At 30.2% G+C, this 16,735-nt stretch carries 13 protein-coding genes; 8 read left to right on the top strand and 5 right to left on the bottom strand.

Annotated elements, in window-relative coordinates; genetic code table 11:
- Positions 1–8 precede the first annotated feature (8 nt).
- The 3 genes from atpD (at position 9) to glmU (ending at position 3,322) form a co-directional block, all read left to right on the top strand.
- Entirely contained in the window at positions 9–1,397 is a 1,389-nt protein-coding gene (atpD, locus tag M9409_RS02755; protein WP_250226841.1) for a F0F1 ATP synthase subunit beta, read from the top strand.
- Positions 1,398–1,437: 40 nt separating this feature from the next.
- Complete coding sequence (locus M9409_RS02750) at positions 1,438–1,872, top strand: F0F1 ATP synthase subunit epsilon (RefSeq protein ID WP_250226840.1); 435 nt, start codon at positions 1,438–1,440, stop codon at positions 1,870–1,872.
- A gap of 64 nt (positions 1,873–1,936) precedes the next feature.
- The gene (gene glmU, locus M9409_RS02745) at positions 1,937–3,322 is read left to right on the top strand and encodes a bifunctional UDP-N-acetylglucosamine diphosphorylase/glucosamine-1-phosphate N-acetyltransferase GlmU (RefSeq protein ID WP_250226839.1); all 1,386 of its coding nucleotides are present in this window, start codon (positions 1,937–1,939) and stop codon (positions 3,320–3,322) included.
- 115 nt (positions 3,323–3,437) lie between these two features.
- Here the strand turns inward: glmU and mnmE are convergent, their stop codons facing one another.
- Genes mnmE through rpmH form a run of 4 tightly spaced genes read right to left on the bottom strand, consistent with a single transcriptional unit; the run spans position 3,438 to position 7,339 of the window.
- Entirely contained in the window at positions 3,438–4,850 is a 1,413-nt protein-coding gene (gene mnmE / locus M9409_RS02740; RefSeq protein ID WP_250226838.1) for a tRNA uridine-5-carboxymethylaminomethyl(34) synthesis GTPase MnmE, read from the bottom strand.
- A gap of 56 nt (positions 4,851–4,906) precedes the next feature.
- The gene (gene yidC / locus M9409_RS02735) at positions 4,907–6,835 is read right to left on the bottom strand and encodes a membrane protein insertase YidC (protein ID WP_250226837.1); all 1,929 of its coding nucleotides are present in this window, start codon (positions 6,833–6,835) and stop codon (positions 4,907–4,909) included.
- Positions 6,811–7,161 (bottom strand): ribonuclease P protein component, encoded by a 351-nt coding sequence (rnpA, locus tag M9409_RS02730; RefSeq protein WP_250226836.1) that lies wholly within the window; start codon positions 7,159–7,161, stop codon positions 6,811–6,813. The genes yidC and rnpA overlap by 25 nt, the downstream gene beginning before the upstream one ends.
- Before the next feature lie 37 nt (positions 7,162–7,198).
- Positions 7,199–7,339: a 50S ribosomal protein L34 gene (gene rpmH, locus M9409_RS02725; protein ID WP_250226835.1), complete on the bottom strand. Its 141-nt coding sequence runs from the start codon at positions 7,337–7,339 to the stop codon at positions 7,199–7,201.
- A gap of 341 nt (positions 7,340–7,680) precedes the next feature.
- Here rpmH and dnaN point away from each other — a divergent pair, with 341 nt between their 5' ends.
- The 3 genes from dnaN to M9409_RS02710 all read left to right on the top strand — a co-directional run bounded on the left by dnaN (position 7,681) and on the right by M9409_RS02710 (position 12,123).
- Complete coding sequence (dnaN, locus tag M9409_RS02720) at positions 7,681–8,784, top strand: DNA polymerase III subunit beta (protein ID WP_250226834.1); 1,104 nt, start codon at positions 7,681–7,683, stop codon at positions 8,782–8,784.
- Between the two features lie 309 nt (positions 8,785–9,093).
- Positions 9,094–11,508, top strand: coding sequence for a DNA topoisomerase (ATP-hydrolyzing) subunit B (gene gyrB / locus M9409_RS02715; protein ID WP_250226833.1), 2,415 nt, complete (start codon positions 9,094–9,096; stop codon positions 11,506–11,508).
- 204 nt (positions 11,509–11,712) lie between these two features.
- Entirely contained in the window at positions 11,713–12,123 is a 411-nt protein-coding gene (locus M9409_RS02710) for an Hsp20 family protein (RefSeq protein WP_250226832.1), read from the top strand.
- 145 nt (positions 12,124–12,268) lie between these two features.
- Here the strand turns inward: M9409_RS02710 and M9409_RS02705 are convergent, their stop codons facing one another.
- Positions 12,269–13,276 carry an AI-2E family transporter gene (locus M9409_RS02705; RefSeq protein ID WP_250226831.1) on the bottom strand — a complete coding sequence of 336 codons (1,008 nt, stop codon included), beginning with the start codon at positions 13,274–13,276 and terminating at the stop codon, positions 12,269–12,271.
- Positions 13,277–13,708: 432 nt separating this feature from the next.
- Here M9409_RS02705 and glyQ point away from each other — a divergent pair, with 432 nt between their 5' ends.
- Positions 13,709–14,623: a glycine--tRNA ligase subunit alpha gene (gene glyQ / locus M9409_RS02700; RefSeq protein WP_250226830.1), complete on the top strand. Its 915-nt coding sequence runs from the start codon at positions 13,709–13,711 to the stop codon at positions 14,621–14,623.
- A 23-nt stretch (positions 14,624–14,646) separates the two neighbouring features.
- A complete protein-coding gene (gene glyS / locus M9409_RS02695; RefSeq protein ID WP_250226829.1) occupies positions 14,647–16,731 on the top strand; it encodes a glycine--tRNA ligase subunit beta in 2,085 nt (694 codons plus the stop codon).
- Positions 16,732–16,735: the final 4 nt, after the last annotated feature.

Raw genomic sequence — 16,735 nt, 5'->3', positions numbered from 1 at the left:
TAATTAATATGAGTTCTGGGAAAATTGTCCAGGTTATTGGAGCAGTAGTTGATGTTGCGTTTCATCAAGATGCGGTACCGACTGTATATCACGCTCTTGAAGTGTATGTTGATAATTTTAATAAAAAGTTAATATTAGAAGTAGCACAACAATTAGGTGGAGGTATAGTACGTTGCATTGCAATGGGTGGTACAGATGGGTTACGACGCGGGTTAGTAGTAGTCAATTTAAAACGTTTTATTGAAGTTCCAGTAGGTAAAGAAACTTTAGGTCGTGTAATGAATGTATTGGGTGAGCCGATTGACATGAAAGGACCAATTAATGAAAAAGAAAAGTGGTCTATTCATAGATCTGCTCCATTTTATTCTGAATTATCTACCAATCAAGAACTTTTAGTTACCGGTATTAAGGTAATTGATTTAATGTGCCCCTTTTCTAAAGGAGGAAAAATTGGTCTTTTTGGAGGGGCAGGGGTAGGAAAGACCGTAAATATGATGGAGCTTATTCGTAATATTGCTGTAGAACATTCTGGTTACTCAGTATTTGTTGGTGTCGGAGAGCGCACTCGTGAAGGTAATGATTTTTATAATGAAATGATAAACTCTGATGTTATTAATAAAGTTGCTTTGATATATGGTCAAATGAATGAACCACCTGGGAATAGGTTGCGCGTGGCTTTGAGTGGTCTTACTATAGCGGAAAAATTTAGAGATGAAGGACATGATGTATTGTTGTTTATAGATAATATATATCGTTATACTCTTGCTGGAACTGAAGTTTCTGCATTATTAGGACGTATTCCATCAGCAGTAGGATATCAATCAACATTGTCGGAAGAAATGGGTATTTTGCAGGAACGCATTACTTCTACAAAATTAGGATCAATTACTTCTGTGCAAGCAGTATATGTTCCTGCGGACGACCTTACAGATCCCTCTCCTGCTACTACTTTTTCTCATTTAGATGCAACTATAGTTTTAAGTCGTCAAATTGCTGCTCTTGGTATTTATCCTGCAGTAGATCCATTAGATTCTAATAGTCAACAATTAAATCCACTGATTGTGGGACAAGAACATTATGATGTGGCGAGTGATGTGAAATCTATCCTGCAACGTTATCAAGAACTGAAAGATATTATTACGATTTTAGGTATGGATGAATTATCAGAAGAAGATAAGTTAATAGTGTTACGTTCTAGAAAAATTCAACGGTTTTTATCGCAACCCTTTTTTGTTGCAGAAGTTTTTACTGGATTTTCTGGTACATATGTTGCTTTAAGAGATACTATTCAAGGATTTAAAGAAATCATAGAGGGAAAATATGATCATATTCCAGAGCAAGCATTTTATATGGTAGGAACTATAGAAGAGGCTATAGAAAAAAATAAAACGCTTTAAAATTTTTTTATTTTATTGATAAAAAGTAAAGGATATCAGAATGTCTGAGCACACGTATTACTTAACTGTTGTTTCTATCGAAAGAAAGATATTTTCTGGTATGGTGCATAAAATTCAAGTAACAGGTACTGAAGGTGAAATGGGTATTTTTCCCAGGCATACTCCATTACTTACATCGATTAAGCCAGGAATATTGCGTATAGTAAAATCATATGATCATGAAGAATATGTATATATATCTGGAGGTATACTTGAGGTTCAGAGAAATGTAGTGACGATATTGGCGGATACAGCCATTCGCGCGGAAGAGTTAGATGAAAAAAAAGCCATGGAAGCTAAATATGAAGCTGAAAAACATATTAAGAATTATCGCCATAACGCTGATAAAGATTATATAAAAATAGCTTCAGATATATCTAAAGCTATTGCAAAACTTAGATTAATGGAATTGACCAAAAAAAACAAGCATATGTAATCATATGATAATATAATACGAGTAGATACAATCAAAAGTAATAACCCAAAGAAATATATAAATTATGTCATATATTGATTTCAGCGCAATTATCCTTGCTGCCGGTAGAGGTAATAGAATGTTGTCTGATATACCAAAGGTATTGCACCAGATTGGCGGTAAGTTTATGTTGCAACATCTGATCGATTCTGTGATAAAGGTAGGTGTTAAGTCCATATATGTGGTGTATGGATACAAAGGAGAAATGATCAAAAAAAAAATTAATGCGGATCAGTATAAAATTCCTGTATATTGGATACTGCAGAATGAACTTATTGGGACCGGAGATGCTGTTCGGAGAGTGCTACCTATTTTCGGTGATAGAGAAGAAATTCTTGTGCTATATGGTGATGTTCCTTTTGTTTCTTATCAAACATTACGACAATTACATGCCATTAAATCCCAGTGTGATATAAGCATGTTAACTGCTACATTGCCTAATCCAAAAGGATATGGACGTATCATTCGAAATCAGGAAGGGAATGTTGTTGATATAATAGAACACAATGATATAATCAATGATGATCACAACAAAATTAAAGAAGTTAATACTGGCATTTTTATTGCTATTTCTGGGCATTTAAAGCATTGGTTAAGCGCATTAACAGCGCATAAGTTAAACAATGAATTCTATTTAACAGATATAGTGAAGATAGCCCATCAATCGGGTTACATCATACACACCATGTGTCCCGCGGATCTATTTGAAATAATGGGAGTAAATAGTAAATTAGATTTAGTTGATTTAGATAAACAATATCAACAAAGAAAAATACAATGTTTTTTATTGTCAGGGTTGATGATTGCTGATCCAAATAGATTTAATTTAAGAGGAAACTTAGTACATGGAAAAGATGTGTATATTGATATAAATGTGATCATTGAGGGACATGTTTCTTTGGGGAATAGAGTTAAAATAGGCGCAAGTTGTATATTGAAAGACACAGTGGTTGAAGATGATGTAGAAATATATCCGTTTTCAATTATTGAAAATACAAAAATAAGTCTTCAAAGTAAAGTTGGTCCATTTGTTCGGTTGAGACCAGGAACTGAATTAAAGAAAAAAAGTCATGTGGGAAATTTTGTAGAAATAAAGAATACTCAATTGGGCGAGAAATCTAAGGTCAAACACCTTAGTTATTTAGGTGATGCAAACATTGGTGATCAAGTAAATATCGGAGCTGGCACTATTATTTGCAATTATGACAGCATCAAGAAACATCATACTATTATTGGTGATGACGTTTTTATTGGAGCGGATAGTCAATTAATAGCTCCAATAACTATTGGAAAAAACGCAACTATTGGAGCCGGAACTACAGTAACTCGAGATGTACCTCCTGGGGAAACTATTATTAGTAGAATACGACAATTTTCTATTTTAAATTGGAAGAAGCGATCAAAAAAATAAGTGTTATTTTTTATTTATTAGTTATATCCGAACACAACATTCTAATTACAGATTTTCAAGGAAATTTATATTTGTAAAAAATATTTGAAAATTGATTATGCGCGTTTATCATGCATTATTTTCCAATACAAAATGTAGAAAATATTTTTTTTAGTAGATCGTCAGGAGTAAATTTTCCCAAAATTTTACTCAATTCCTTATGTGCTAATCTTAGATCTTCAGCGAAGAGTTCATTGATTGTCATAGCAGACAATAGTTGTGTTTGAGCAGACACAAGAAATTGAGAAGATTTTTCAAGCGCTTTTAAGTGACGTCTACGCGCGATAAAATTTCCTTGATTTTCAGAAAGATTATAAGAGTAATCTTTCTGGATTTTTAATTTTATATTATTGCTTAAATGTTCTTTTAATAAATTCGTTCCATCGTCAAATAAAGCTGATAATGTGATGATTGTATAATCATTGATCATATTGATTCCGATTGGATTATTAGTTAAATCGGATTTATTATGTATGATTGTAATCGGAGTTTTTTTATTTTTATAACACAATATTTTTTCTACATGTTGTAGTGTGATGCTATGTTCTGTATTTATGTGATCATTAGGATCAATTACCCATAATATATGATCTGCATTACTTAATTCTTCCCATGCACGTTTCATTCCAATTTGTTCTATTTCATTGTCACTGTTCTTTTGTAGTCCAGCAGTATCAGTGATATGGAATGTTATTCCATCTAACTGAATACATTCAGTTAATGTGTCTCGTGTGGTTCCAGATATCGTACTTGTAATTGCTCTATCAATTCCAATTAACGCATTAAATAAACTAGATTTTCCAGCGTTTGGTTTTCCAGCAATTACTATTTTTATTCCTTCACGGAGCAAAACACCATGACAGGTTGATTTATGCATTTGTTGTATATTGTTGATAATTTTTTTCAATTTGTTTTTAATATCTTCATATGAAATGATGCTAATTTCATCTTCTGAAAAGTCAATAGATGATTCGACGTACATGCGTAGATTAGTAAGTTGTTCTGATATTATATGTATTTTACGCGAAAACATTCCTTGTAAAGAATTTGATGCTGATTTTGCAGCTTGATATGAAGTAGCATCGATAATGTCAGCTATTGATTCTGCTTGAATGAGATCTATCTTATTATTTAAGAATGCTCGTTTAGTAAATTCCCCTGGGTGTGCTATTCGAATATCAGAGGATATTTTTAAAATACGTTCCAATAATATATCTAGAATTATTTGACCTCCGTGTCCATGAATCTCTAGTATGTTTTCTCCGGTAAAAGAATTTGGTTCAGGAAAAAATAAGGCTATTACTTTCTCTAGTATGGATCCATCTGTGTCTAAAAATGGTAAATATTCTGCTGTTCTGGGATGTGGTATTTTGCCTAATAATTTACCAGCAATTATAGGAACTGATTTTCCAGATATTCGTATAACTCCAATACCTCCACGTCCTGGAGGTGTGGAAATAGCAACCACTGTATCTGTTGTATAGTTCATTTTTATGTTATTTTAAGATATATGATAATGTGTAAGTATTTTTAATCTATAAATTTTTAAATATTTTTGTGAGTTGTTTTATTGTGTAATCCTTGTTTTTCTAATTCTCTATGAATCATGTATTGTTGAATGATGGTGATCATATTGCTCGCTATATAATATAATACTAAACCAGATGGGAACCAGAAAAAAAATATAGTAAAAATTATTAACATGATCGTCATCATTTTTTTTTGTATCGCATCACTAATTGTAGCAGGAGACATTTTTTGTATGAAAAACATACTAATTCCCATTAATATAGGCAATATATAATAAGGATCCGGAGCAGATAAATCATGAATCCAGAAAGCAAATTTAGCGTGTCTTAATTCTACGGAACCTGACAACATATAGTATAAAGCCAAAAATATTGGCATTTGAATTAATAAAGGCAAACATCCCCCTAACGGATTCACTTTTTCTGTTTTATATAACTCTATAGTTTTTTGATGATATTGATATTTATCGTGTTTATATGCCTCCTGTATTGCAGATAATTTGGGTTGTAGCATGCGTATTTTTGCCATAGAAGTATATTGCGCTTTGGTTAACGGATACATGGTTAGACGTATCACTAATGTTATTATAACAATAGATATACCCCAATTTTCTATGTAACTGTGAATAAAACTCAATAATTTAAACAATGGTTGAGAAATAAACCATAACCATCCGTAATCAATTACTAGTTCTAAATTTGGAGTTATTTCTTTCATTTTTTCTTGAATTTTTGGACCTATCCATAATATAGATTGGAATGTACCTGTTTCTCCTATTGGGAGGGATATTGAATCAGATTGAAAACCTATAGAAACACTATTGTTATCATGATATGTAGTATAAAATGTATTATTTCCTTGAGTAATGGGTATCCAAGCTGTCGCAAAATATTTTTGTGACATTGCTATCCAACCTTTAGAAGTATTAATGTTTAAGTTCATATTTTTTATATCTTTAAAGCTATATTTTTGATATTTTTTTTTATCAGTAGAGTATGCTGATCCTCGATAAGAGTATAAAGGAAAATTATCTCCGTCATTGTTGCTGTTATTGTGTGATTTTGGATAGTGTTCAGATTGTATGATATCGCCAAACAACTTAATTTTTAATGGAGAAGTGCTCATATTATTTACGGTGTAAAATAAATATATGAAGTAATCATTTCTATTGAAAATATAATTCTTAGTATATGTAATTCCATCGGAGGTGTAATGTGTTAGAGTTAACTGTAGTTTGTTTTTATTTTTTGGTATAAAGTATGTACTTTGATTAGTTTCGGTAGTATACAATAGTTTTTTTTTATTCGGAACATTTTCGTTTATTAGTCCGCTTGTTGTTTGATATGTAAATTCTTGTGAAGTACTTAATAAATGAAAAGGCTCCTTAGAATGTAAATTCTCTAAATAATTTAATAGATATGCTTCTTCAATATCTCCTCCATAAGTATTTATTTTGAGCGACAATACATCTGTTTTTACTGTAATCACAGGATTTGTATTATGAACATGTTTGATCTCATCATTATTTTCAGCACGAATCAATGGATATGTATTTGCATGTTGTATATCTATTTTATTAATGTTCGTTCTTTGGTGATATTCTGTTTGCCATGTTTGCCATAGTATAAACGACATAATTAAAAAAGCTATCACAAAGAAATTGCGTTGCGAATCCATATTGATTATGTCCTGAATATGTGAATATGAATAATATTTAAAATCTTTATCGCTATTTAATGTTAAAGGGTGACATCGCAAAACACGAATACATGTTATCCAAATACCTCGTAATACTCCAAATTTACGTATTGATTCTACCCCGTATTGAGAACATGTTTTTTGAAAACGACAATGATGGCCCAATATGGGACTAATACTGATTTGATATCCATGTATCAGCCATATTATGCTTTTTTCTATTAACACAAATAGTGGTGATACCATAATTGTTCGAGCTTTTGTATCAATGTTTTATTATTACAATGAATAATCTCTTTTGAACTAATAGTTAGAACAAAGTCTTTATCTAATAGGTTAGATTGATTTGTACGAAATGTTTCGCGCATATGTCTTTTTATTCTATTGCGTTCATGAGAACATTTAACATATTTTTTTGAGATAGATAACCCAATACGAGGATATCCTAATCGATTGGATCGACTGAACAAAGTGATTCCAATTGTTTTAACACGCTCTGGTTTTTGAAATACAAAAATAAACTGATTTAAAGTCAATAAACGTGCCCGTTTAGGTAGAAATTTTCTATTCATTTGGTTGCACACTAACTAATAAAATTTTAGTGAATGTTTATACAGACACAACCAATCGAACGCGTCCTTTGGATCTACGTCTGGATAATATTTTACGGCCTTGTCTTCTTGACATTCTTACTCTAAACCCGTGCGCTCTATTGCGTTTTAATATGGAAGGCTGAAAGGTGCGTTTCATATTTATATTCTTGTGTATTTACTTGATAATAATAATAAAATTATTTAATTGTGTTATTTAACTATTTTGCGTTGATAATTAACGCTTATACTATAGGATAGTATAGACGAAGTCAAAAATATTTAGAGTTTTGTTTTATTATTTTTAGTGATGATTGTTGATTTGGAATAATACTAATGAAGGTAATTATTTGTATGAACGTGTCGTTTATTTTTTTACACATCAATGTGTTTGCGTTTTGATATTTTACACACTATATTATTACGATATATTACTGAGTCTTTAATCAAAATAACATCACGCGTGATTATTTTGGAATATTGTTTTTAACAAGTTCAGTTATGGATGTTTCAATAGATAGAAAGTTGTTATATCGATCATTACAAAAGATTATGGGCATCCTTAGCGGACGCCCGAGGATCCCCATATTAACTCATGTATTATTAGAAGTCAATGATAATTGTTTGTGTATTACTGCTACAGATTTAGAAATAGAGATAACGGTTCGAATTATGTTACAAGATAAGTGTCCCATGGGATCCGTTGCAGTACCAGGGCGTAAGTTTTTCGAAATTTGTCGCAGTTTATCCGAACTATCAAAAATTTCTATAGTATTAGAGGGAAAAAAACTAATTATTTGTTCTGGATGTAGTAAATTTCATTTATCTACATTTTCTTCGTCAGATTTTCCTAAATTAGAAAATTGGGATAGTAACTTACAATTAGTCATATCTCAAGATATTTTAAAAAAAATGATTGAATTAACCCAATTTTCTATGGGTCATCAAGATGTACGTTATTGTCTAAATGGTATGTTTTTTGAAACTAAGGAAAATGTTTTACGTATTGTTGCGACAGATGGACATCGCTTGGCAAGTTGCGAAATAACTATGGATTCATTGTTACCCGATCAATCAGTGATCATACCTCGAAAAGGAGTTATTGAAATCTTACGTTTGTTAAACGTCAGAGAAAAATTAGTTAATATTCGCACGAATAATAATAGTATTCGTATGGAGGCAGATGATTATACTTTTACTTCTAAGTTGATTGATGCTGTGTTTCCGAATTGTCATGATATTTTTGTAAAACGCCCAAAAAATGTTTTGGAAATAGAATGTGATCTTTTGAAGCAGGCTTTAAAACGTGCAGCTATTCTTGCAAATGAAAAACTTCGTATCATTCAATTTGCCTTAAGTACTAATCAATTAAAAATAACCGCGCATAATTTTGAACATGAAGCATCAGAAGAAATTTTAGACGTTTTATATTCAGGTCAGAATATGAAAATATCTTTTAATGTAGATTATTTAATCGATGTTCTTCAGGTAATGAATGCTTATTATGTGAGGTTTTATTTAACAAATGCAATATCTAGCGTGCAAATTGAGGGCACAGAGCAATGTTATGGAGCAACATATATCGTCATGCCAATTCGGATATAATAATGATTTACAGATTGTAACCTAACATGTATTTTAATGTTATGAAGTGTGATTTAGTTGATAGTGCGTAATCACAATAACACCAAAACGGATAAATTATCTAAGTGATTATACATTTCCAAATTAAAAATGGAATAATCAATATATTTTCTTTATATAAGTAAATCTTTGCTGCATGATCAAATGATTATGCATGCATGTGTGTGTTCATATTTATAAATATGATACTTCAGTTGTAGTTATTTTGGGTTATATATTTTTTGAAAAAATTTGTTTATATTATATGTGTATTTATACAGGAACAAGGTCATGTTGAGTGCTTATGATTCTTCAAGTATTAAGATCTTAAAAGGGTTAGACGCGGTACGAAAACGTCCTGGGATGTATATTGGAGATACTGATGATGGCACAGGATTGCACCACATGGTATTTGAAGTAGTAGATAATGCTATTGATGAAGCTATCTCGGGATATTGTCAGAAAATAGTAGTAATAATTCATCAGGATCATTCTGTTTCGGTACAGGATGATGGACGCGGTATTCCCACAGGTCTGCATGAAGAAGAGGGAATATCTGCAGCTGAAGTTATCATGACTATATTACATGCTGGAGGTAAATTTGACAATAGTAATTACAAAGTATCAGGAGGATTACATGGTGTTGGAGTGTCAGTAGTAAACGCATTGTCTGAGAGACTAGAATTAGTAATACAAAGAGATTTTAAAACCTACAAACAGGTGTATTGTGAAGGAAAACCGTTATCACCTTTGGAAATTATAGGCGATAGTGAGCACAGCGGCACCACAGTGCGTTTTTGGCCAAGTCTTAAAACATTTACGGGTAAAACTGAGTTTCAATATGATATTTTAGCTAGGCGTTTTAGAGAGTTGTCATTTTTAAATTCTGGAATCGTAATTATTTTGCGTGATTGCCGTAATAATAAAGAAGAAAATTTTCATTGCTCAGGCGGAGTAAAATCTTTTATAAAGTATTTAAGTGTTAATAAAACACCAATTCATCCTAATATATTTTATTGCTTAGGCAATAAAGGAGAAATCAATATAGAGGTTGCATTACAATGGAATGATAACTTTCAGGAAAAGATATATTCTTTTACTAACAATATCCCTCAACGGGATGGAGGGACTCATTTATCAGGTTTAAGAGCAGCTATTACAAGAACAATGCATTTTTATATGGATAAAGAAGGATATAATAGAAAAGTTAAGGTTCTAACTATAGGAGATGATGCTCGAGAAGGGCTTGTTGCTGTATTATCTATTAAAATAGCAGATCCAAAATTTTCTTCGCAAACTAAAGATAAATTGGTGTCTTCGGAGGCGAAAACTGCCGTTGAGTCATTAGTTTATGAAAAATTAATAGAATTTTTTTTAGAAAACCCAATAGATTCTAAGAATATAATAAATAAAGTTATAGGAGCTGCCCGGGCTCGAGAAGCAGCGAGAAAAATAAGGGATTTGACACGTCGTAAGGGTTTGTCAGATTTTTCAATACTTCCAGGTAAATTAGCCGATTGTCAAGAAAAAAATCCAGTTTATTCTGAACTATATTTGGTAGAAGGAGATTCTGCTGGTGGTTCTGCAAAACAAGGTAGAAATCGTAAAAATCAAGCAATATTGCCGCTTAAAGGCAAAATATTAAATGTAGAAAAAGCACGTTTCGATAAAATGTTGACTTCTCAAGAAGTGATGACGTTAATTACTGCTCTTGGATGCGGAATTGGTCCAAATGAATATAATCCAGATAAATTGAGATATCACAATATTATAGTTATGACGGATGCAGATGTTGATGGCGCACATATTCGGACTTTGTTGTTGACTTTTTTTTATCGGCAGATGCCAGAAATTATTGAAAGAGGCCATATATTTATTGCGCAACCTCCTTTGTATAAAGTTCAAAAAGGACGCCAAGAACGATATCTTAAAGATGAGGAAGCAATGAGTAGATATCAAATATCAATAGCAGTGGGAAGTTCTCGTTTCTATATTAATCCTGATACCCCTCCTTTAACAGGAAAAATATTAGAACAATTAGTTTTTGAATATTATTTAATACAAAAAATCATTGTTCGAATGGAGCATCGATTTCCCAAGATACTATTGAATAGATTAGTTTATCATTCAGTTTTATCTGAGGAACAATGTTGTTGTTACGAAAATGTTGAAATATGGGTGAGATCTTTAGTTGACTCATTGAGTGGTTTTGAAGAATATGGAAATAGTTATGATTTTATTATTTTAAAACGTCATGAGCATAAATATTTTGAACCGGTATTACGTATACGAACATACGGTATAAATATAGATTATGTATTAAGTATGGATTTTATTAAAAGTTATGAATATAAAAAATTGGTATCTTTTGGAATGAAAATGAATGCATTGTGTATTTCAGATGCATATATAGAATATGGGATATATCGTAAACGGGTCCATTCTTTTGATCAAGCAATGGAATGGCTTATGCAAGAATCTAAAAAGGGATTAATAATACAACGTTATAAAGGACTAGGTGAAATGAATCCAGATCAATTATGGGAAACAACTATGAATCCAAAAAACAGATGTATGTTACGTGTAACAATAAAAGATGCAATAGAAGCTGATCATTTATTTACTACACTTATGGGTGATTTAGTTGAACCAAGACGTGCATTTATTGAAAAGAATGCATTGAAAGCAACAAATGTAGATTACTAAATTGTAAATATTTTCATGTGAATTTGATGTAAAAATGGTTTTCCAGTTAATAGATTGTTATTATGTAATTATGTATTGATATTATAAGCACAAATAGTATTATAATATAGGTAATGATATTATAGTAGAAGATACAGTAATTAAATCTTATTATATTTGTACATTTGTTAAAGTTAGTCAATCACTTGATTAGGAGTGCTGTATATGCGTAATTTCGATTTTTCGCCGTTGTATGGTTCTGTCATTGGATTTGATAGATTAGTTAATTTTTTGGAGATCGGGCAAAGTAATGGAAGTTATCCACCTTATAATGTTGAATTAGTTAGTGAACACAAATATTGTATTTCTATTGTAGTAGCTGGTTTTACGAATAGTGAATTGGATATTACAATGCATGATAATATGTTAGTAGTTAAAGGGATACATATTGATTCCCATCAAAATTCTAAAAATTATTTGTATCAGGGTATTACTGAGCATGATTTTGAAAGAAAATTTCAATTAGCCGAACATATTCAAATAACAGGTGCAAATCTGGAGTATGGAATTCTTTACATACATTTGGAAAGAATATTACCAGATACATTAAAACCAAGGCGTATAGAAATTAAATAGTGATAAATTTAATTCTTAATGTAATGTAAGAATCAAACCGGGCTTTATTAATTAAATATACGGATAGAGTTCGGTTTGATTTTATAGTTTCCGATATTTAATCAATAAATTAGTTGATTATGTGAATGAGTTTAACACTAAAATATCAAATTATTTTTTTCGAACGTAATTCATTTTTTAAATAGGCATAAAAAATTGGAGCTGCTATTAGGCCTTCTAATCCGAATATTGATTCTAGCAAAATCATTGCAAGTATTAGTTCCCAAGGGTTAGCATTGATTTTATTTCCAACAATTTCGGCATTCAAAAAATATTCTAATTTGTGAATTAATATTAAATAAATAAGCATCATTAATCCAATGCTTAACGAGATAGATAAAGCAGCGATAGTAATCATAATATTGGAAATAAGATTACCAATGATTGGTAGCATACCCAAAACAAAAGTAATGATGATTAAAGTCTTTCCTAATGGTAAAGATTGTCCAATTAATGGTAATAAAACAAAAATTATAATGGATGTTAACAGTGTATTTACGGAAGAAATTTTAATTTGAGCAAAAACAATATTGCGAAATGCTCTAGAAAGATTATATATACGTTCTGATAATTGAATAATGAAAAATGTATCATGAGTATAATATTTTGTAGATTTAGAGCAAGATACTAAAATACCAACCACTACTCCTACTAGTAAGGTAATAAATCCGTGTAGAAAAGTGTGTCCCATATTTCGGATAAGAATTGAGTTTGATTCGATCCAAGTAAATATTTGATCTTTTAGTTCTTCGGTAGTATTTGGTAAAAAAGAAGGTAAAAAATCAGGAAGTCTTTTTTTAAAATCAGAAAAAATTCTATTAATTTCAATGGAAATACTAATTTTATTGATATCTTCTGTAAAAAAATTGGTGCAATTAATAACTCCTATGACTATAACAATAGTTATGTTTATAACAATAAATGCTACTGAAATCCAACGAGCACGACTGATTCCAATAAATCGTTCAAAGTAAGATGCAAGAGATACTATAATTTCATAAGTTAAAAATCCAGAAAAAAAACAAGGAAATAAACCCAATGGTATTACGGTAATGATAAAAATAAACATTATTAGATAAGAAATTATTATGATCGGTGTTTCTTGAGAAATCATTTTATACCCTAATGCGTGTAGATTTCTGAAATATGTAATGTCTTATCAAGATTAAGAATAAAACTACATGTTCATAATATATGAATGTGAATTTTTATTTTGTTGTATAGCATATTTATAATGATCGATGTAGAATGAATTTGTTTTAAGCAACTGATTTAAAAATCATCTCATTATTATATATATGAATATATAATACCTAATATTAAATAGATATAAAAATATTAATATTGATGTTTTTGATGTCCTATATATATCAATATATATTGATTTTTAATTTAAGATGTTTTGCATTACATGATAGAAATTATTTTCTGTAATTATAACTTTAAGTTTTGTTATATTATAAATGTCATCAACAATAATGAAATGAATATTTATTGTTATAAGTAGATGTGCAATCAAAATGATTTTTTAAATAGATAAGATAAAATGTACGATAACAATGATACAAAAACCTTTCAAGGACTAATACGAACATTAGAAAGTTATTGGGAAAGTTATGGTTGTATTATAGTTCAACCATTAGATATAGAAGTTGGGGCCGCTACTTCGCATCCCATGACTTTTTTTAATGCTATTGGTCCAGAGCCTATTGCTCTCTCTTATGTTCAGGTATCTCGCCGGCCAATGGATAGTCGGTATGGTCAAAATCCCAATAGATTGCAACAATATTATCAGTTCCAAATAATTATAAAGCCTTCTCCAAAAAATATGCTGCAATTATATTTAGATTCTTTAAAAGAACTTGGATTAAATCATATAAAAAATGATATTTTTTTTGTTGAAGATAATTGGGAAAACCCTACGCTTGGGGCATGGGGATTAGGTTGGGAGGTTTGGTTGAATGGTATGGAAATAACACAAATTACTTATTTTCAACAAATGGGTGGATTAGAATGTAGACCTGTTACTGGAGAAATAACCTATGGTTTAGAACGTTTATCTTTATTCTTGCAAGGGGTCAATCGTGTTTATGATTTGATTTGGAGTCATAGTGTATTAGGGCCTGTTACGTATGGAGATTTATTCTATCAAAATGAATTAGAACAATCAATTTATAATTGTGAACATACGGATATTAAATTTTTGTTTAAAATTTTTAGTCAATATGAAAATGAGATAAAATATTTGATTACTATGACGCAACCATTACTTATGCCCGCATATGAACGAGTTTTAAAAGCAATACATATTTTTAATTTATTAGATGCTAGGAAAGTAATTTCCATTACAGAAAGAAAAAATTATATTTTACGTATTCGTAAATTATCAAAAATGATAGCAGAATCTTACTATATATCTCGCAGAAAATTAGGATTTCCTATGTGTATAAAGAAATTATAATATAATGCAAGGATAATTTTATAATGAAAGTATATACTTTTTTAGTAGAGGTTGGTACTGAGTCGTTGCCATCTAAAATTTTAAAAAGATTAGGAAAAGATTTTTTTTATCAGATTGTTAGTGAGTTTAAAAAAAGTAATTTTTTTTGTGATAAAGTGAAGTGGTTTGCATCTTCGTGTCGCTTAGCGGTAAAGGCTAATATAACAGTAAGAAGTGACTTCAATACTAATATAGAATGTGTTAATCAATCAGATACTAGTGATATGTATGATAAATGTATTAAAAATGCAGATACTCAAATTAATCATATAGTTAATAATATGAATGTCAAAAGTATTTTGCACACCGATAATTTTCAAAAAATATTGGCATACGATGAAAATATAGCAACGCATAAAAATTTAAAATATTTATTATGTAAAATAGTTAATTCCTCCTTAGAAAAATTAAATGATTATGAAATGATGCGTTGGAGCGATATAGATATTCCATTTGTTCGGCCCGTCCGTACTATGACTATATTGTTAGATACATATCTTGTTCCGGGTTGTTTTTTTGGTATAAAAACAGATCGAATATTATATGGTAATAGATGTATGGAAGAGAATAAAATTACTCTTGAACATGCAGATCATTATCCAGATATTTTGACTAAAGATGGTTGGGTAATAGCAGATTATGATGTACGTAAAAATATAATATGTTCAGAAATAGAAAAAGAGGCTAGAAAACTTGGGGGAATTGTAGATGCTCAGAGTGTAGAGAGTTTGTTAGAAGAAGTTACTTCTTTAGTAGAATGGCCTGTAATTCTTTCTGGTCAATTTAATAATAAATTTTTAGTATTACCATGTGAGGTAATACTTCATATTATGAAATACGATCAAAAGTATTTTCCTGTATACGATGTTACAGGTGGAGTTTTATTACCGTATTTTATTTTTGTATCAAATACGATTTCAGATAACTACGAACAAATTATTGCTGGACACGAAAATGTGATAACTCCACGTTTAATGGATGCAGAGTTTTTTTTAATGCAAGATAACAAATGTCGTTTAGAAGATTATATACCTAAATTAAATGCTGTTTTATTTCATAGCAGACTTGGTACTTTGCGTGATAAAAGTTGGCGTATAGAAACATTATCCGGATGGATAGCTGAAAAAATAGGTATAGATATAGAACAAACGAAACGCGCTGGGCGTTTGTGTAAGTGTGATTTGATGAGTAATATGGTATCTGAATTTCCTTCAACTCAAGGAACTATTGGTATGTATTATGCTCGTCGTGATGGTGAATTGGAAGAAATAGCATTAGCGCAAAAGGAACATTATCAACCTCGTTTTTCTGAAGATACATTACCTACCACTCATATTTCTTGTGTTATATCTATTGCAGATAAAATAGATACTATATCAGGTATATTTGGAGTTAAAGAATTACCAAAAGGAAACAGAGATCCGTTTGCTTTAAAGAGATCTGCAGTTGGAATTTTACGTATTCTTATATATAAAAAATTACCAATAAATTTATGTGATCTAATAAAAAAGTCAGTACAATTATATGGTTCTCAATTAATTAATGCGACAGCTATTAATGATATTTATGATTTTATGTATAATCGTTTGTTTTCGTGGTATTCTTTGAGAGGTTACAAATTAGATGTTATAAAATCAGTTTTAAGTATTAAATCTGATAGCATAGTAGATATCGATGACCGGATAAAAGCAGTCACTGATTTTTGTAGATTACAAAAAGAGAAGAATGTTAAATTGAATTTAATTTATAAACGCATATCTCATATGTTATTAAAACATCAGATATCTTATGATGATGTGCAATATTTTTTGTTAAAAAAGCCAGAAGAAATAAGTTTAGCCATGGAGGTAATTTCGATTGAAAAAAGACTGCAGGTATTGTGCGCACAACATCGTTATTATGATGCATTAATTGTTGTTGTAACGATATCAAATGCGGTGAATGCATTTTTTGATAATGTTATGATTATGGATGAAAATGAAGAGATAAGAATCAATCGATTAACTTTATTAAATAAAGTTAAAAATTTATTTTTGAAGGTGTCGGATATTTCTTTATTAAATGTTTAACTGT

Source organism: Blochmannia endosymbiont of Camponotus sp. C-046 (assembly GCF_023585865.1).
GTDB lineage: Bacteria > Pseudomonadota > Gammaproteobacteria > Enterobacterales > Enterobacteriaceae > Blochmanniella.
The sequence above is the reverse complement of the archived record's forward strand: the minus strand, read 5'-3'. Positions and strand labels throughout refer to the sequence as shown.